The sequence below is a fragment of the Paucibacter sp. DJ2R-2 genome (genome assembly GCF_025717675.1).
GTDB lineage: Bacteria > Pseudomonadota > Gammaproteobacteria > Burkholderiales > Burkholderiaceae_C > Paucibacter_A.
Genome location: NZ_JAJIRT010000001.1, coordinates 157062 through 175350, shown reverse-complemented (window position 1 = coordinate 175350; position 18289 = coordinate 157062). Strand labels below are relative to the sequence as shown.

General features: G+C 67.9%; 11 protein-coding genes and 1 tRNA gene. 9 read left to right on the top strand and 3 right to left on the bottom strand.

What is annotated here, in order from left to right; translation table 11 throughout:
* The first annotated feature begins 104 nt into the window (after positions 1 to 104).
* Positions 105 to 746, top strand: a complete 642-nt coding sequence (locus LNV28_RS00760; RefSeq protein ID WP_263516953.1) for an MBL fold metallo-hydrolase — start codon at positions 105 to 107, stop codon at positions 744 to 746.
* 21 nt (positions 747 to 767) lie between these two features.
* On the opposite strand, the gene LNV28_RS00755 is transcribed toward LNV28_RS00760, so the two are convergent.
* On the bottom strand, positions 768 to 1382 hold the full coding sequence (locus LNV28_RS00755) for a PEP-CTERM sorting domain-containing protein (protein ID WP_263516954.1): 615 nt from the start codon (positions 1380 to 1382) through the stop codon (positions 768 to 770).
* A gap of 423 nt (positions 1383 to 1805) precedes the next feature.
* Here LNV28_RS00755 and LNV28_RS00750 point away from each other — a divergent pair, with 423 nt between their 5' ends.
* The 6 genes from LNV28_RS00750 to LNV28_RS00725 all read left to right on the top strand — a co-directional run bounded on the left by LNV28_RS00750 (position 1806) and on the right by LNV28_RS00725 (position 15913).
* A complete protein-coding gene (locus LNV28_RS00750; RefSeq protein ID WP_263516955.1) occupies positions 1806 to 2474 on the top strand; it encodes an MlaC/ttg2D family ABC transporter substrate-binding protein in 669 nt (222 codons plus the stop codon).
* Between the two features lie 179 nt (positions 2475 to 2653).
* Positions 2654 to 6292 carry an exodeoxyribonuclease V subunit gamma gene (gene recC, locus LNV28_RS00745; RefSeq protein ID WP_263516956.1) on the top strand — a complete coding sequence of 1213 codons (3639 nt, stop codon included), beginning with the start codon at positions 2654 to 2656 and terminating at the stop codon, positions 6290 to 6292.
* The gene (gene recB / locus LNV28_RS00740; RefSeq protein ID WP_263516957.1) at positions 6289 to 10080 is read left to right on the top strand and encodes an exodeoxyribonuclease V subunit beta; all 3792 of its coding nucleotides are present in this window, start codon (positions 6289 to 6291) and stop codon (positions 10078 to 10080) included. The genes recC and recB overlap by 4 nt, the downstream gene beginning before the upstream one ends.
* Complete coding sequence (gene recD, locus LNV28_RS00735; RefSeq protein ID WP_411969882.1) at positions 10077 to 12056, top strand: exodeoxyribonuclease V subunit alpha; 1980 nt, start codon at positions 10077 to 10079, stop codon at positions 12054 to 12056. The genes recB and recD overlap by 4 nt, the downstream gene beginning before the upstream one ends.
* Positions 12057 to 12092: 36 nt before the next feature.
* On the top strand, positions 12093 to 13244 hold the full coding sequence (locus tag LNV28_RS00730; protein WP_263516958.1) for a metallophosphoesterase family protein: 1152 nt from the start codon (positions 12093 to 12095) through the stop codon (positions 13242 to 13244).
* Positions 13241 to 15913, top strand: a complete 2673-nt coding sequence (locus LNV28_RS00725; protein WP_263516959.1) for an AAA family ATPase — start codon at positions 13241 to 13243, stop codon at positions 15911 to 15913. Before LNV28_RS00730 ends, LNV28_RS00725 begins: the two co-directional genes overlap by 4 nt.
* 178 nt (positions 15914 to 16091) lie before the next feature.
* On the opposite strand, the gene LNV28_RS00720 is transcribed toward LNV28_RS00725, so the two are convergent.
* Both LNV28_RS00720 and ispB read right to left on the bottom strand, forming a co-directional pair.
* A tRNA-Pro gene (locus LNV28_RS00720) sits at positions 16092 to 16168 on the bottom strand.
* A gap of 58 nt (positions 16169 to 16226) precedes the next feature.
* Positions 16227 to 17156, bottom strand: coding sequence for an octaprenyl diphosphate synthase (ispB, locus tag LNV28_RS00715; protein ID WP_263517167.1), 930 nt, complete (start codon positions 17154 to 17156; stop codon positions 16227 to 16229).
* Between the two features lie 351 nt (positions 17157 to 17507).
* Here ispB and rplU point away from each other — a divergent pair, with 351 nt between their 5' ends.
* Both rplU and rpmA read left to right on the top strand, forming a co-directional pair.
* Positions 17508 to 17819 (top strand): 50S ribosomal protein L21, encoded by a 312-nt coding sequence (gene rplU, locus LNV28_RS00710; protein WP_263516960.1) that lies wholly within the window; start codon positions 17508 to 17510, stop codon positions 17817 to 17819.
* A gap of 49 nt (positions 17820 to 17868) precedes the next feature.
* Entirely contained in the window at positions 17869 to 18126 is a 258-nt protein-coding gene (gene rpmA, locus LNV28_RS00705) for a 50S ribosomal protein L27 (RefSeq protein WP_263516961.1), read from the top strand.
* The last annotated feature ends 163 nt before the right edge of the window (positions 18127 to 18289 follow it).

Sequence of the window (18289 nt, the reverse complement as noted above, 5' to 3'; positions counted from 1 at the left end):
CTAGAGCTGGCTTCGATTCTTTGTCCTCCTGCGGGCCGACCCGAGCCCCAAGACTTCGATAATCCGTCCGCAAATTCGAAACTGTGTTCTCAGCCTCCTTCACCATGACCCTGCGCTACCAAACCATCCCCGTGACCGCTTTCCAGCAGAACTGTTCCCTGGTCTGGTGTGATGAGACGATGGACGCGGCGGTGATCGACCCCGGCGGCGACCTGCCGCGCATTCTTGCGGCGGTGCAGCAGCAGGGCCTCACGCTCAAGGCTATCTGGTTGACCCATGCCCATATCGACCATGCCGGCGGCACCGGGCAACTGGCGCGAGAGCTGCAGCTGCCCATCATCGGCCCGCACCCGGGCGATCAGTTCTGGATCGATGGCCTGCCGCAGCAAAGTCAGATGTTCGGCTTCCCAGCCGCGGAGCCCTTCGCGCCGACGCGCTGGCTGGCCGATGGCGACACCGTGCAGATTGGCCGCCAGACCTTGAATGTGCGTCACTGCCCCGGCCACACGCCTGGGCATGTGGTGTTTCATTCGCCGGCGATTGCGCGTGCTTTCGTAGGCGATGTGCTGTTCGCCGGCAGCATCGGCCGCACTGATTTTCCTGGCGGCGACCATGCCACGCTGCTGGCCTCGATTCGCGAGCGGCTCTGGCCCATGGGCGACGAGACGGTGTTCATCCCCGGCCACGGCCCGGAGAGCAGCTTTGGCGCCGAGCGGCGCAGCAATCCCCATGTGCGGGATCGCTGAACGCGGCGCCTCTCCAGGCTCTCAGCCCGGCTGCTGGGCGCGGCGCTTCGTCAGGGCGCCGATCAAGCCCAGGCCCACCAGCAACATCAGATAAGACTCGGGCTCGGGAACCGCGCTGACGGTGTCAATCCGTCCAATCAGGCCTTGGCCGTTGTCCTGAAATTGCTGAGCCACCACCTGGTTCAGCGCTGGCGGCGTGCTGGGCAAGAGGCCCTGGCTGTAGTCAATGGCATTCAAGTCACTCCAGCGCAGGATCAGCGAGACGGAACCGAGCTGAAATGTCAGGCCGTCCACCAGCGGCCCCGTGGGGTCCGGGGGGTTGAGCTGGTTGTCGCGCACATAGATCAAGCCCCCGGCGCTGGCGTCCAGCTGCTGCCAGCTGTCTGTGCCGATCTGGTAGCGGATCGTCAGGGCTGAAATGTCGAGCGAATGCCGGTTGGGATTGACGGGCGTCAGTTCCTTGGCTGCCGTGTCGAAGTTCACCACCGCCTGAAAGCCGTCGCCCAGCTGGTGGCTTGACGTGCTTCCCACGCCAATGAGCTGGCCTTGGAAACTCCAGCTGACGAGATCGGCCTGGGCCAGTGGGGCCAGTGCCAGCAGTGCGGCGCCACAGAGGGCATGAAGTTTGGATGTCATGGCATGTTCCTGGTCGAGGATCAAAAAAGAGAGGGGAGGCTTGGCTGCCCAGGACTGCAGTGTCAAAGACATCCGGCGCGCTGTGTGCGACATGTCACGACGTTTTGTGACGCGGCTGTCGCACACCAGAGCGGGCTGATCTGGAGCGCAGACTTTGCTCGTAAGAGCACAATGGGACTGTCTGGCTTGCCGTCCGGCTTCGAAGTCAGGCATGACCTGACCCTGGCAGCTTCTTGAGGGGGCGCCTCGCGCTGCTCAGGAGCGCGCCGCGCGGCACTGCCTTTGCTGTGCTGTTGTTTTTGGCGCCTTGCTTTCAGAATCGGCCGTCCGCCGAGTCGGCTGGCGCCTGCAAAGGGCAGGGCCGCTGCCGTTTCGACACCGCCGGGGCCTTTGCCCGGGCGCACCAGAAGGAAACGGTTCGCCATGAAAGACGCATCCCCCTCCACCTCCAGCTTGGCCCGCCGCGGCCGCGCCGCCTTGGCCTCGGGCTTGCTGGCACTGATGGCCATCAACCCGGGCTTGTCTTTGGCCGCTGATGCCAGCGCGCCCGACACCTTGATTCGTCAGCTGTCGCAGGAAACCGTGGAGGCCATCAAGGCAGACAAGGCGATTCAGGCCGGCGACCTGCAGCGCATCGTCCAGCTGGTCGACGAGAAGATCATGCCCCATGTCGATTTCGACAAGACCACGAAAAGCGCTGTGGGCCGACACTGGAATCAGGCCACGCCCGAGCAGCGTGAGCGCTTGAAGACCGAGTTCAAAGGCTTGCTCCTGCGCGTCTATGCCGGCGCGCTCTCGCAGTTCAAGGACCAGACCATCCGCCAGCTGCCGTTGCGCCCGGGCGCGGCCGATGGCGGCCACGTCGAGATCAAGACCCAGATCGTCGGTAAGGGCGAGCCGTTGCAGCTGAATTACAGCCTGGAGAAGTCGGAAGCCGGCATCTGGAAGATCTGGGACTTCAATGTGCTCGGTGCCTCCATGGTGCAGACCTACCGCAACCCCTTTGCGCAGGAAGTCGGCGCCAACGGCATCGATGGCTTGATCAAGATGCTGGCTGAGAAAAACAAGAAGCCGCTGCCGGCCAAGGCCTGAAGCGAGCGACATCGCAGCGCGTGAGGCGAGCGATGTTGCAGCGCCTGAGGCGCTGTGGGATACAAGGGCGGCCTCGTGCCGCCCTTGTCTATTTCCGAGGGACGCTTCAGTTCTGTGCTTGAATTTGGCCCGGCGCGAGGAACGCCGACCTTCGGCCAGAACAAGACCCCATCCCTTCCATGAGCGCACTCCCATCCACCGACATCACCCCCGGCCTGCTGGTCCTGCACGGCAACCGTGCCGAGCTGCTGGGCGATGCGGTGTTCGAGTGGCTGCGCCGCAGCCCCTTGCGCCCGCTGGAAGAGGAGGTGCTGCTGGTGCAGAGCAATGGCGTGGCCGAGTGGCTGAAGATGCAGCTGGCCAGTCAGCGCGGCATTTGCGCCGCCACTCGGGTGGAGCTTCCCGCCCGCTTCATGTGGCGCAGCTACCGCCAGCTGCTGGGCCGCGAGACGGTGCCGCCGCAGTCGCCGCTGGACAAGCTGCCGCTGACCTGGCGGCTGATGCGCTTGCTGCCCGAACTGCTGGAATCAGCGGCAAGCGATCCAGAGGCGGCCGAGGTTTACGCGCCGCTGGCTGATTTTCTGCAGCGCGGTGGCCTGGACCGGCGCCTGCAGCTGGCCCAGCGCCTGGCTGATCTGTACGACCAGTACCAGATCTACCGCAGCGACTGGCTGGACGCTTGGGGCCTCGGCCACGATGTGCTGCCCGCCCAGCTGGCCCCGGCGGGCGAACAGCTGGACTTGCGCCAGGCCCCGCCGCTGGCGCCCGATCAACGCTGGCAGGCCTGGCTCTGGCGTGCCTTGCTGCAGCCGCTCTCGGCGGCCGAGCGGGCCGGCACGCGGCCGGTGCTGCACCAGCGCTTCATGCAGGCCTTGCTGGATGAGCGCCAGCCGCCGCGCGGCCTGCCGCGCCGCCTGGTGCTGTTCGGCATGACCCATGTGCCGCAGCAGACCCTGCAGGCCTTGGCCGCGCTGGCGCGCCATTGCCAGGTCATCCTGGCCCTGCCCAACCCCTGCCGCTACCACTGGGCCGACATCATCGACGGCCGCGAGCTGCTGCGTCAGCAACTGCTTCAGCAGCGCCGCCGCCAGCCCCTGCGCCAGGGCCGCGATCTGGCCGAGCTGCCGCTGGAGGAGATGCATGCCCATGCCCACCCCTTGCTGGCCGCCTGGGGCCGCCAGGGCCGCGATTTCGTGCGCGCGCTCGATGCCTTTGACGACGCGGCCCAGACCCAGGCCCGCTTCCCTGCGGCCAAGATCGACCTGTTCGATGAGGGTGCCGCCGAAGGCGAGGGCGGCAGCCTGCTGCAGCAGGTGCAGGCCCGCATCCGCGACCTGGTGCCCCTGGCCGAGCATGCCGGCTACGGCCGCAGCGCGCCCGAGCCGGCCTTGCTGCAAGACCGCTCCATCGTCTTCCACATCGCCCACGGCGCCCAGCGCGAGGTCGAGATCCTGCACGACCAGCTCTTGAGCCTGCTGGCCGCGCCGCCATCGCCGGGGGTGGCGAAGCTGCAGCCGCGCGACATCGTCGTCATGCTGCCCGATGTCGAGGGTTTTGCGCCGGCCATCCGCTCGGTCTTTGGCCAGTACGCGCGCAGCGATGCGCGCCACATTCCTTTTGACATTGCCGACTTGAGCGAGCGCGGCAACAACCCGCTGATGGTGGCGCTGGAGTGGCTGCTGCGACTGCCGCAAGCGCGCTGCACCGCCAGCGAGCTGCGCGATCTGCTCGATGTGCCGGGCCTGGCCCTGCGCTTCGGCCTGGAGCCGGCCGATCTGCCGCGCCTGGCGCAGTGGATCAGCGGCGCCGGCATCCGCTGGGGCCTGAACGCCGAGCAGCGCGCCAGCCTGGGCCTGGCGGCCTGTGGCGAGCAGAACAGCTGGGCCTTTGGCCTGCGCCGCATGCTGCTGGGCTTTGCCAGCGGCCAGGGCGAAGCCTTCCAGGGCATCGAGCCCTACGGTGAGATCGGCGGGCTGGAGGCGCATCTGGCCGGTTCGCTCGCCGATCTGCTCGGCGCCTTGCTGGACTGGCAGGCGCAGAGCGCCAGCCTGGCCACGCCGGCCGAGTGGGCGGCACGCGGCCGCGCCTTGCTGGAGACTTTCTTCGAAGCCAGCGACGAGCGCGAACGCCTGAGCCTGGCGGCGCTGAACGCCGGCCTCTCTGCCTGGCTGGAGGCCTGCGAGGCGGCTGGTTTTGTGGATCAGCCGGTGGACCTGGCCGTGGCCCGCGAAGCCTGGCTGGACGGGGTGGACGAGCCGGGCCTGAGCAAGCGCTTCCGCGCCGGCGGCGTCACCTTCTGCACCTTGATGCCCATGCGCGCCGTGCCCTTTGAAGTGGTCTGCCTGCTGGGCATGAACGATGGCGACTACCCGCGCCGCAGCACCCGCAGCGATTTCGATTTGATGGGCCTGCCCGGCCAGCTGCGCCCGGGCGACCGCTCACGCCGGCTGGACGACCGCCAGCTGCTGCTGGAGGCCGTTCTTTCGGCGCGGCGCCAGCTCTACATCAGCTGGAGCGGCCGCAGCGCGCGCGACAACAGCGAGCAGCCGCCTTCGGTGCTGGTCTCGCAGCTGCGCGACTACCTGGCCGCCGGCTGGGGTCAGGGCTTGCCCGAGGCGCTCAGCACCGAGCACCCGCTGCAGCCCTTCAGCCGCCGCTATTTCGAGCAGCCGGCCGATCCGCGCCGCTTCACGCATGCCCGCGAGTGGCGCGATGCGCATCTGCAAGCGGAGCCGGTGAGCGGCGAGCCCGTCGGCATGGATGCTGCGGCCGAGGAGGAACAAGCGCCGCTCAAGCTCGCCACCCTGGTCGCCTTTCTGCGCAACCCGGTGCGCGAGTTCTTTCGCCGCCGGCTCAATGTGCACTTCGAGGATGCGGAAGACGAGGCCGGCGAGGACGCCGAGGCCTTCGCGCTCGATGGCTTGCAAGACCACAGCCTGCTGGCCGGTCTGCTGGATCAGGTGCTCAATGCCCAGGAGCAGCGCCTGCAAAGCGCCGCGCCGCCGCTCAATCAGGGCGATCTGGCCGAGCTGATCCGCCTGCAGGCTGCCCGCCTGCAGCGCGCCGGCCGCCTGCCCATGGCCGAGCTGGGCCGGCGTGAGGAGCAACGCCTGGCCGAGGAACTCCTGCCCATGCTGGACCGCTGGCTGCGCCTGCAGGCCGACTACCCCGATGCCGCGCCCAAGGCCCCGCTGCGCCTGGGCCCGCTGGACGATTGGCTCGACGGGCTGCAGCAGGCCGGCGAAGGCCTGTTTGCCGAGCGCGTCTGGCTGCAGCTGCTGCCCAGCCGCCTGTGCGGCAAGGCCGCAGCCAAAGGCAAGCCGCCGGCGCTGCGCATGGAGCGACTGATCGCCCCCTGGGTGCGCATGCTGGCGGCCAGCAGCTGCGGTTTCGACACCGTGCCCGGCGTGCTGGTCGGGCGTGATGCCTGGCTGCAGCTGCAGCCGCTGAGCCGGGAGGAGGCGCAGCCCCTGCTGGCCGATCTGATCGCGCTGTGGCAGCAAGGCACGCAAGAACCGCTGCCGCTGGCGCCCAAGACCGCGCTGGCTTTTCTCGATACCGAAAAAGGCAAGCCGGTCGAGGTCTTCGAGGGCGGCGGCTTTGCCTCGGCGGGGCGCCAGGCCATGCCGGGCGAGGGCGAGGAGATGAGCCTCACCCGCGTCTACCCCAGCTACGCCGCACTCAGCGCCGACGGCCGCTTTGTCGATCTGGCCCAGCGTCTCTTCGGCCCGCTGCGCGCTTGGGCCGAGCAAGGCGTGGTGATGCAGCTGCATGAAGCCGTGCAGGGCGATGTGTCGAACCTGGAGGCCCAGCCATGAGCGAGACCGTGAACACTCCGGGCATTCCCCTCGACCCCCTGAGCTTCCCGCTCTGGGGCAGCCGCCTGATCGAGGCCAGCGCCGGCACCGGCAAGACCTGGACGATTGCGGCCCTCTATCTGCGCCTGGTGCTGGGCCATGGCGGCGAGGAGGCGGCTTTTGAGCGGCCGCTGCTGCCGGCCGAGATCCTGGTGATGACATTCACCCGCGCAGCCACGCGCGAGCTGTCCGACCGCATCCGCGCCCGCTTGCTGGAAGCGGCGCGTGTGTTCCGCGGCGAGTTGGCCGCCCCCGATGGGCTGCTGCAAGCGCTGCTCGAGGCCTACCCCGAAGGCCCCGGCCGCCGCGCTGCCGCCTGGCGCCTGGCCGCCGCGGCCGAGGGCATGGACGAAGCGGCCGTGCACACCATCGACGCCTGGTGCCAGCGCATGCTGCGCGAGCATGCCTTCGACAGCGGCTGCCTCTTCGACGAAGAGCTGGTGGCCAACGAGCGCCTGCTGCTGGACGGCGCCACTCAGGACTACTGGCGCCAGCAGGTCTACCCGCTGGCCGGCGAACAGCTGGATGCCGTGTTCGAGGTCTGGCCCGGCGTGGCAGCGCTCGGCGCCGATGCGCAGGCCTTGATGGCCCAGGATTTGGACCAGGCGAGTGAGGGCGCCGGTTTTGAGCAGGCGCTGCCGGGCTCGCTGGGCGGCCTGATCGAGCAGCTGCAGGCCCGTCGAAGGGAAGCGCTGGCCTTGTTGAAGGACGGCTGGGCCGACCGCGCCGAGGCCATGCAGCGCTGGATCGACGCGCAGCTGGCGCCCAAGCAATGTGCCTTCGACAAGCGCAAGCTGGCGACGCGGCATTACACCGCCTGGCTGAAAACCCTGGCCGAATGGGCGCTCGACCCGGAGCAGGAGACGCTGGAACTCAGCGATTCGGCCCTCAAGCGCTTGCCGCTCCGCGGCATGAAAGAAGCGCTCAAGCCCGATGCTGCCGAGCCCGACTGGCCGCCCGAGTTCGCCGCCTTCGAAGAGTTGCTCGCCGGCCTGGCCTCCTTGCCCTCGGCCAGCGCACCGCTGCGCTTGCATGCGGCCCTGCACATCCGCGAGCGCCTGGCCGAGCTCAAGCGCCAGGACGGTAGCTTCGGGTTTGCCGACATGCTGCAGCGCCTGGACGAGGCGCTCGATGAAGCGCGGCATGGCGAACATGCGCGCCGCCTGCGCGAGCGCATGCGGGCCCAGTACCCGGTGGCCTTGATTGATGAGTTCCAGGACACCTCGCCGCTGCAGACCCGGATCTTCGACCGGCTCTACCGCATCGCCGACAACGCGCGCGACAGCACGCTCTTGCTGATCGGTGACCCCAAGCAATCGATCTACGGTTTCCGTGGCGCCGATATTTACAGTTATCTGAACGTGCGCCGCCAGACCGAGGGCCGGCATTTCCTGCTGGGCACCAACCACCGCTCGACGCAGGCGCTGGTGCAGGCGGTCAACACTGTCTTCGAGCGGGCCGAGGCCTTTGACGCCGGCGCCTTCTTGCTGGGCAGCGCGGGGCAGGCCAGCCCCTTGCCGTTTCAGCCGGTGGCGGCGCGTGGCAGGGCCGAGGTCTTCGTCTGCAGCCGCGGTGCCGTGCCGGCACTGCAGCTGTGGCTGGACCAGGATCTGCAGGACGGCCGCGCCAGCTTGCAGCGTTTTTCTGAGGTCTGCGCCGAGACGATTGTGAGCTTGCTCAACGATGAGCAGGCCGGTTTCCGCAACGAAACCCAGGGCAGCTTCCAGCGCCTGCGCCCGGCCGACATCGCCGTGCTGGTGCGCAATGCCCGCGAGGCCTCGGCCGTGCGTGAGGCCATGCGGCGGCGTGGCCTGGCTTCGGTCTACCTGTCGGACAAGGACTCGGTCTTCGCCAGCGATGAGGCCCGCGACCTGCTGGCCTGGCTGCGTGCCGTGGCCTCGCCGCTCGATGCCCGCCTGGTGCGCGCCGCCCTGGCCAGCCCCACCCTGGGCCTGAGCCTGGCCGAGCTGGCGGAACTGGCCCGCGACGACGAAGCCTTTGATCTGCGCAGCGAGCAGCTCAAGGCCTTGCACAGTGTCTGGCAGCAGCAGGGCGTCTTGAGCATGTTGCGCCAGACCCTGCACCGCCTGCAGCTGCCCAGCCGCTGGCTGGCTGCGGGCCTGACGCTGCAGGTCAGCGGTGAGCGCCGCCTGACGAACGTGCTGCACCTGGCCGAGCTCTTGCAGGCGGCCAGCAGCCAGCTGGACGGCGAGCAGGCCCTGATCCGCTGGCTGGCGGCCCAGATCGCCGAGCCCGGCAGCACAGGCGGCGAGGAGCAGATCGTGCGCCTCGAGAGCGATGCCGATCTGGTCAAGGTGGTGACGGTGCACAAATCCAAGGGCCTGGAGTACCCGCTGGTCTTCCTGCCCTTTGCCGCCAGCTTCCGCGCCGTGGACAAGCGCCGCGCGCGCTATGTCAAGCTGGAGCAGCAGCTGCATCTGGAGCCCGATGCCGAGCAGATCGCCGCCGCCGATCTGGAGCGCCAGCGCGAGGACCTGCGCCTGTTCTACGTGGCCCTGACCCGCGCCCGCCATGCCCTGTGGCTGGGCGTCTCGGCCCTGAAGGTGGGTCAGAGCGAGGATTGCCAGGCGCACCGCAGCGCCCTGGGCTATGTGCTCGGTGGCGGTGTGCCGCAGACACCGGAGGAGCTCTGGACCTCGGCCGCGGATCTGGCCGCAGGCGACCCGGCGGGCATTCATTTGAATCGCCTGATCTACCGCCCGGACTGGCCCTGCAGCGCGCTGCAAGCGCGCGAGTCGGCGCCGCCGCTGCGCGAGGCCGAGGTGTACGAGGCCCAGTTCGAGCGCCGTTGGACGGTCAGCAGCTTCTCGGCCCTGGTGCGCGCGCTCAGTAGCGCCAAGGCACCGGCCCTGGAGGCCGGCCGCCTGATCAGCGACGCCGCCGCGCGCGACGACGAAGACCGCCTGGCCGACCCCGAGGCTGCGGCCCTGGCGGCGCAGGCGCCCTTGGAGAGCCAAGCCGCGAGCAGTGTCAGTGTGCTGCCCGCCTGGCACCGCTTTCCGCGCGGCGCCTTTGCCGGCAATTTCCTGCACGATCAGCTTGAATGGCTGGCCGGCGAGGGCTTTGCCGTGGCCGAGTCTCCGGCCCTGCAAGCCCAGCTGCGGGCGCGCTGCGAGCGCCAGGGCTGGGGCAACTGGTCGGACGAGGTCTTGAGCTGGTTGAATCGCCTGCTGCAAACGCCGCTGCCGCCGCTGAGCGAGGGCGCCTCGCTCGCGCGCCTGGACGCGCTGCTGCCGGAAATGGAATTCTGGTTCCCCAGCAGCGGGCTGAGCTCGCAGTCCATCGACGCGCTCTGCCGCCAGCATCTGCTCGGCGGCCGGCCGCGCCCGGCCCTGCCCGAGCGGGCGCTGCAGGGTTTGATGATGGGCTTTGCCGACTTGGTGTTCGAGCAGGGCGGGCGTTTCTGGGTGCTGGACTACAAATCCAACGCCCTGGGCGAGCGTGATGCCGATTACGACCACGAGGCCTTGGAGGCCGCCATGGCCGAACACCGTTATGACGTGCAGGCCGCCCTCTATCTGCTGGCCCTGCACCGCCTGCTGCGCCAGCGCCTGGGCGAGCATTACGACCCGGCCCAGCACCTGGGCGGCGCGCTTTACCTCTTCATGCGCGGCATGGACGGGCCCGAGGCGGGCTGCCTGTGGGTTCGGCCACCTCTGGCGCTGCTGGAGGGGCTGGAGGGCTTGATCGATACCCAGCATCAAGAAGAACAAGAGGAAGGGGCATGAACAGAGACCCGATGACGCCTTCCGAGCTGCAGCAGGAATTGAAATCCTGGGTGCAGCACAAGTGGCTGCGTCGCCTGGACGCCGCCCTGGCCGGCTTCATGCACGAGCTGGACCCGCAGGCCGATGCGGCCGTCTTGCTGGCCGTGGCCTTGCTCAGCCATCTGGAGGGGCGCGGCCATGCCTGCCTGCCCCTGGCGCAGCTCTGCGAGGATGCGCCCGATCTGCTGGGCTGGGGCGCCGAGCCGGCGCAGCGGCTGGCGGAGCTGGATCTCCCGAAAACCCCGGGCGAGTGGACGCAGCGTTTGGCGGCCAGCCCCCTGGTCTGGCAGCCCGGCGCGCCCGACAGCCACAGCCCGCTGGTGCTGCATGGCCAGCGCCTCTATCTGCGCCGTTACTGGCAGTATGAGCAGCGTGTGGCCAGCCAGGTGTTGGCGCGCGTATCGGCGACCGAGCGGCTCGACACGGCGGCGCTGCGCGCCTGGCTGGGGCGCTTGTTCCCCACACCGGCTGCGGGCCTGGACTGGCAGCAGCTGGCCTGTGCCGTGGCCTTGCGCAGCCGCCTGGCCGTCATCACCGGCGGCCCGGGCACGGGCAAGACCTACACGGCCGCGCGCCTGCTCGCACTGCTGTTCGCCGTCCACCCGCAGCGCCAGACCTTGCGCGTGGCCCTGGCTGCGCCCACGGGCAAGGCGGCAGCGCGGCTCAAGCAGTCCATCGAATCGGCCCTGCAAGGCCTGGCCGAGGCGCTGGCGCCGGACTTCGATCTGCGCGAGCTGGCCTCCCACATCGGCCCCGCGCGCACCCTGCATGCCTTGCTCGGCGCACGGCCGGACACGCGCGCTTTCCGCGCCGATGCGGCCCATCCGCTGGAGCTGGATGTGCTGATCGTGGACGAGGCGTCCATGGTCCATCTGGAGATGATGGCAGCCTTGCTGGAGGCCCTGCCGCCCGGCGCGCGCCTGATCCTCTTGGGCGACAAGGACCAGCTCGCCTCGGTGGAGGCCGGCGCGGTGCTGGGGGATCTCTGCCGCGAGGCCGAGCGTGGCGGCTACAGCGCGGCCACCGCGGCTTTTGCGCAGGCGGCCACGGGTCAGGTCTTGCCGGCCGACTACTTGCAGGCCGAGCAACCTCAAGCCCTGGCCCAGGCCACGGTGATGCTGCGCGAAAGCCGGCGTTTTGGTGGGCCGATCGGCCAGCTGGCCTTGGCGGTCAACCGCGGCGATGTGGCTGCGGCTCAAGGCTTGATGGCGCAAGCAGAAGATCAGGCCTTGCTGCAGCTGCCCGCGCCCGAGCCGGCTGAAGTCTTGCGCCTGGCCCTGCAGGGGCGGCCCGGTGCGCCGGGCGGCTATGCCTCGTATTTGCGGGCCTTGCGCCAGCGCCCGCCGGCGGAAGCCGGCCTGCTGGCCTTTGAGGACTGGGCGCGACGGGTGCTGGGCGAGTTCGAGCGCTTTCGCCTGCTCTGCGCCGTGCGGGCCGGCGTCTGGGGCACCGAGGGGATCAATCTGGCGGTGGAGCGGGCCTTGGCCGAGGCGGGCCTGCTCAGCCGGCGCGGCGAGTGGTACGAGGGCCGGCCCATTATGGTCACGCGCAACGACCCCAGCGTCGGTGTGTTCAACGGCGACATCGGCATCGCGCTCAAGCCGCACAAGCTGCTCGATGCCCAGGGCCTGATCCCCCTGCGTGCCTACTTTCTCGACGGCCCACAGCTGCGCTCGGTGGGCGTGAGCCGGCTCAACGATGTGGAAACGGCGTTTGCAATGACGGTGCACAAATCCCAGGGCTCGGAGTTCGAGCACACGGTGCTGGTGCTGCCAGAGCAAGGCGGCAGCCATCTGAGCCGCGAGCTGGTCTACACCGGCATCACCCGCGCCCGAAAGTTCTTCACCCTGGTCAGCCCCCAGGCCCACACCTTCCACCAGGCCTTGCGCCAGCGCACCCGGCGGGCCAGTGGCCTGTTGGACTTGCTGGCTGTTTGAGTCTTCCTCACTGAAATTTTTTCACGCCTGCAGCCCATGCCCAGATTCCTGCACACCGCCGATTGGCAGATCGGTCGCTTGTTCAGCAGCTTCGATCCCGAGGATGCCTTGCCCCTGGCCGAGGCGCGCTTGGCGGCCGTGGAGCGGCTGGCCGCATTGGCCTGTACGCATGAGGTCGATGCGGTGCTGGTGGCTGGCGATGTGTTCGATGCGCAGACGGTGTCGGAGCGCACGATTCGCCGCATGTTCAATGCCATGGCGGGCTTCAGCGGGCCTTGGGTGCTGATCTCGGGCAACCACGATGCGGCTCTGGCCGAGAGCGTGTGGACGCGCGCGCAGCGCCTGGGCGCGGTGCCTGCCCATGTGCATCTGGCCCTGCGGCCTGAGCCCTTGCTGCTGGAGGCCTGCCGCACGGCCATCCTGCCGGCACCGCTGAGCCAACGCCACACTTACGGGGACAGCACGGCCTGGTTCGACGCGGCCGAAACACCGGCGGGCTGGCTGCGCCTGGGCCTGGCGCATGGCAGCGTGCAAGGCATCCTGGCCGAGTCCATGGTCGACGCGACCAACCCGATCGCGCCGGACCGCGCAGCGCGTGCGCGCCTGGACTACCTGGCCCTGGGCGACTGGCATGGCGGCAAGCGCATCGAGGCCCGCTGCTGGTACAGCGGCACACCCGAGCCCGATCGGTTCAAGGCCAATGATTCGGGGCAAGCCTTGCTGGTGGAGATCGACGCGCCCGGTGCAGAGCCGCGCGTGCAGGCGCTGCGCACGGCGCAGTTCGACTGGCTGGAGCTGTCCGCCAGCCTGCGCGTGGCCAGCGATCTGGACGGCTTGCTGCAGCGCCTGGAGGCCTTGCCGGCCCAGACCGTGTTGAGCTTGCAGCTCGAAGGACAGCTGGCGCTGGACCTGCATCAGCGCTTGAACGCCGCACTGGCCGTCTTGCGCGGGCGCCTGCGTCACCTGAGCGTGGAGGCCTCGGCCCTGAGCCTGGCGCCAACCGACGAGGACATCGCCGCCCTGCAGGCCGATGGCTATCTGGCCGAGGTCATTGCGGAGCTGCGCGAGCTGGGAACTGCCGGCACGGCTTCGACCTCGGAGGAACCTGGCGAGGCCGAGATCGCCCGCGAGGCCCTGGCCTTGCTGACTGCTGCTCTGGCCCAGCGCCGCACGGAGTTGTCGGCATGAGCGCGCCTCTGCAACTGAGCCGCCTGCGCGTCGAGCAGCTGCGGCAGTTCCGGCAAGGATTCGAGCTGGCGAACCTGCAGCCCGGCCTCAACATCTTTTGCGGCCCGAACGAGGCGGGCAAGAGCAGCTTGGTGCGCGCCATCCGTGCCGCGTTTTTTGAGCGGCACCGCTCTTCGGCCGTGGGCGATCTGCTGCCCTGGGGCGACAGCAGCGCCGCGCCCAGCGTGGAGCTGGACTTTGCTTTTGACGGCCACCAGTACCGTCTGGCCAAGAGTTTTGGCAAACGGCCGCGCTGCGACTTGCGCATCGATGCTCGGGGCCTGGAGGGCGCCGAGGCCGAGGACCATCTGGCCCAGCTCTTTGGTTACGGCTTCGCCAGCCGCGGCGCCAGCAAGACCGAGCATTGGGGCATACCGGGTCTGCTCTGGGTGGAGCAGGGCACGGGCCAGGACCTGCGCGAGGCGGCCCAGCATGCCCGCGAACACCTGCACGGCGCCTTGCAAAGCCAGGCCGAGCGCCTGGGGCAGGGCGCAGCCGCCCAGGTCGCGGCCAGCGGCGGCGATGCGCTGCTCAGCGAGCTGCGCGCCCAGCGCGGCGAGCTGCTCACGGCCACCGGCAAGCCTCGCGCTGAGCTGGAGCAGGCCGCCCAGCGGGTGCAGGCCTTGCAACAATCGCTGCAGGACCTGGACCTGCAGATCGCCCGTTACCGCGAGGATGTGGACCGCCTGGCCCACTTGCGCAGCCAGCACCAGCGCGATGAGCAGGAGCGGCCCTGGGAGCAGCTGCAACAGCAGTTGCTGCAGGCCCAGCAGGCGCAGACCGCTTTGCAGCAGAGCGAGCAGCAGCTGGGCGAGGCCCGCCAGCGCCTGAGCCAGCTTCAGAATCAGCAGCAACTGCTGCAGCGGCAGCTGAAGGCTTTTGCCGAACAGGAACGGGCTGCCACCCAGCGCGAGCAGGCCTTGGCTCAGGCCAGCGAACAGCTGCTGCGAGCGCAGGCTAGTCTGGCCCCGGCGCGCGAGCAGTTCAAGCACAGCAGCGCCCAGGTGCGCCAGGCCCAGGTCCAGTTGCAACATGCGCGGCAGGCCGAAATCGCGCGCCAGACCCGGCAGCAGCTGGAAGCAGCGCAGCATCAGCAAGCCCGCTCGATCGAGGCCTTGCAACACGCCGAGGCCGCCCAGCAGCGCGTGGCTGCGCTGCGTGCGCCGCAGGCGCAGCAGCGGCCGCTCACCAAGACCGACCTGGATACCTTGCGCAAGCTGGATCAGCGTCTGCGCGAGCTGAGTTTGCAGCGCCAGGCCTTGGCCACCAGGCTGGAGTTCAAGCTGGATGCGGGCCAGCAGCTGCGTTTGCGCCAGGAGGGGCAGACCGAGGCGGAATCACTGGAGGGCCAGGGTCAGGTCTTGCTGGCCGCGCCAGGGGTGCTCGAGCTTCCGGGCCTGGGCCGCTTGCGCATCACGCCGGGCGGCCAGGATCTGGACGGTCTGGAGGCTCGCTGGAGCGAGGCGCGGGTAGGGCATGCCGCGGCGATGGAGCGTTTGGGTGTGCATGACCTGGCCGAGGCCGAGAGTCGGTATGCCGCTCAGCAGGAAGCCTTGGCCCAGCTCAAGCTGGCCGAGCAGGCTCTGGCCTTGAGCGCGCCTCAGGGCCTGGCACGGCTGCAGCAGGAGCAGGCAGATCTGCAGGCTCGGCTCTTGGTTTTGCAGGATGCGCTGGCGCACCAGGCCGCCGGTGAAGCGACGACGGCCCTCAGCTTGGCTGAGGCTGAATCTGCGCTCGACGCGGCCCAGCGTCTGGAAGATGCGGCCCGCCAGCAGCTTGGTCGCCTGGAGCAGGCGCACAGCGCGGTCGAGGCCCAGCAGCTTCAAGCTCAGCGCGAATTGGAGCTGGCCCAGGCCCAGCTGGCTGAGCCAGGACGGATGGAGCGGCAGCGCGAGCATCAGCAGCAGTGGTTGGCCGGTGAGACTGAGTTGGCGGCCCTGACCGCACGCATTGAAGCTTTGCAAGTCAGCCTGGACCGCGCGCGGCCGGACATCGTCCAGCAAGACATCGCGCGCCTGCAGCGCAGCGTTCAGCAACTGCAGCAGGCCCATCAGGAGCTTGCGGTGCAGATCCAGCTGATCGAGCAGAGTCTGCTGCAGGCCGGCGCGCAGGGCTTGGACGAGCAGCGCGAGCAAAGCGCCGGGGATCTGGCGCGTGCCCAGCGCCGCTGGCATGAGCTGCGGCTGCGCGCCGCTGCACTCGATCTGCTCTGCCGCAAGCTTGACGGCAAACGACAGGCCAGCCTGGCCCGCCTGCAAGCACCGCTGCAGCAGCATTTGCAGCGTTATGTGCAGCTGCTGTTCCCGGATTCCCGGCTCGATGTGGATGAGGCCTTGACGCCGAGCTTGCTCCAGCGCGGCGTGGAGATCGGAGATTTCGAAGCACTGAGCTTCGGCGCTCGCGAGCAGCTGGGCCTGATCAGCCGCTTTGCCTATGCCGACCTCTTGCAGGAAGCCGGCCGGCCAACGCTGCTCATCCTCGACGACGCCTTGGTGCACAGCGATGCGCAGCGCCTGGCGCAGATGAAGCGCGTGATCTTCGACGCCGCGCAGCGCCACCAGCTGCTGCTCTTCACCTGCCATCCCGAGGACTGGCGCGATCTCGGCGTCGCCCAGCGCAGCCTGCGCTGATCGCCAGCGGCCTGGGCGTGATCGCTGCGCCAGGGCCGCTGTGCTGCAGCAGAAGCAGAAAAGGGGAGCCAGAAACAAAAAACGCTGCGAATGCAGCGTTGGATGTGTGTGGCTTGGAGGGCTGCGGGTTTCGCGGAACCGATCTGCCTCATCGCAGGGGTTTGAACAAGAAAATAACTGGTCGGGGTGAGAGGATTCGAACCTCCGGCCTCTACGTCCCGAACGTAGCGCTCTACCAGGCTAAGCTACACCCCGATTTGTTTTTCTGACTTGTTCATTCTGCCGCTCTGCGCAGGTGCTTTTTAAACGGGGTTTAAAAGGACCGCTCAACCGACTGAGCCGCAAATTCTAGCAGAGATTCTTGCCACTTGCTAGCGGGCAGCAAATTCAGGCAGTCGCGGGCCAGTTTCGCTTCGGCGCGGGCGGCTTCGCGCGTGGCCTCTAACGCACCGGTTGTGCGGACGATTTCCACGATCTCGCTCAGGCGCTCCAGCTCGCCGTGCTCGATGGCATGGCGGATCAGGGTGCGTTGCTCCGGGCTGCCGCGCTCCATGGCGATCAGCAGGGGCAGGGTGGTCTTGCCTTCACGCAGGTCATCGCCGACGTTCTTGCCCAGAGCCTGGCTGTCGCCCTCGTAATCGAGCACATCGTCGATCAGCTGGAAGGCGGTGCCCAAGGCGCGGCCGTAGCCGGCGCAGGCTTCTTCCACTTCGGATGAGGCGTCGGCCAGCACGGCGCCAAGGCGGGCGCTGGCTTCAAAGAGCTTGGCGGTCTTGTAGCGGATCACGCGCAGATAGCTGTCGACCGTGATGTCCGGGTCGTGCATGTTCATCAGCTGCAGCACTTCACCCTCGGCAATCACATTGGTCGCCTCCGCCAGCACTTCCAGCACGCGCATGCGGTTCACCGACACCATCATCTGGAAGGCGCGCGAGTAAAGGAAATCGCCCACCAGCACGCTGGCGGCGTTGCCGAACAGGGCATTGGCAGTTTGTTTGCCGCGGCGCAGCGAGGATTCATCGACGACATCGTCATGCAGCAGCGTGGCGGTGTGAATGAACTCGATCACGGCGGCCAGCTCAAAGCGCTCCGGCTTGTCGTAGCCCAGGGCGTTGGCGAACAGCAGCACCAGCTTGGGGCGGATGCGCTTGCCACCGGCGTGAACGATATAGCCCGCAATCTGGTTGATCAGCGCGACGTCAGAGCCAAGCCGGCGGCCGATGACGGCGTCGACTTCGAGCATCTCGGCGTTCAGCGTGGCAAGGGCCTCGCTCAGCACGGGCTTGGGGGAGGGGGACGAAGCAGGCGCAGCGTGCACTCTCGGCTCTCAATTTGGCGAAGCTGTGATTATAGGAACAGCGTCGCACTGCTCGCCTCAAGCGGCGCGCGGCCAGCGCGCCCTCCGGCCGCGGCGCGGCTGGGAGGGGACAGCGGTGAAGCCCGGCTTGTGGGGTTCGCTGCCCCGTGCTACACTCGCGGGCTCTGCGCAGTTCATGCTGCAGAGTTAGGCCTGTACGGGCGAAAGCCGAAAGAGCGGTTCCGGGTGATCGGATGCTGCTCCGATAGTGCAGGTGGTTTAATTGAAAGGGCTGATATGTACGCGGTCATAAAAACCGGCGGCAAGCAATACAAAGTTGCGGCTGGCGAAAAGATCAAGATAGAACAGATTGCTGCGGATGTTGGCCAAGAGATTGTGATCGACCAAGTTTTGGCTGTCGGCAACGGCGCTGAACTGAAGGTTGGCACTCCCTTGGTTGCTGGCGCTAGCATCACTGCCACGGTTGTGGCTCACGGTAAGCACGACAAAGTGCGCATCTTCAAGCTGCGTCGTCGTAAGCATTACAAGAAGAGTCAAGGCCATCGCCAGACCTACACCGAGCTGCAAATCAGCGCGGTGAACGGCTGAGCGGCGGTCAAACGCTAACTTCTTCGCCAACAGTTCAAGGAGCTAATCCATGGCACAGAAAAAGGGCGGCGGTTCAACACGAAACGGCCGCGACTCCAAACCCAAGATGCTCGGTGTGAAGGCCTACGGCGGCCAGACCATCTCTGCAGGTTCCATCATCGTGCGTCAGCGCGGTACCAAGTTCCATCCCGGCACCAATGTCGGTATCGGCAAGGACCACACGCTGTTTGCACTGGTCGACGGCCAAGTGTCGTTCGCCATCAAGGGTGAAAAGAGCCGCCAGACGGTGTTCGTGACTCCGGTCTGATCGTTTCTTAACGAACACATCGAAGCACAGCGCGGGTGGAGGGCAGCAGCCGGCCACCCGACGCACAAAGCCCCGGCTTGCCGGGGCTTTTGCTTTTTGAGGCTGCATTTGCAATGTCGGGTTTTCAGCCGCATTGCCTTACCATCGCCTCAAAAGGCACGGA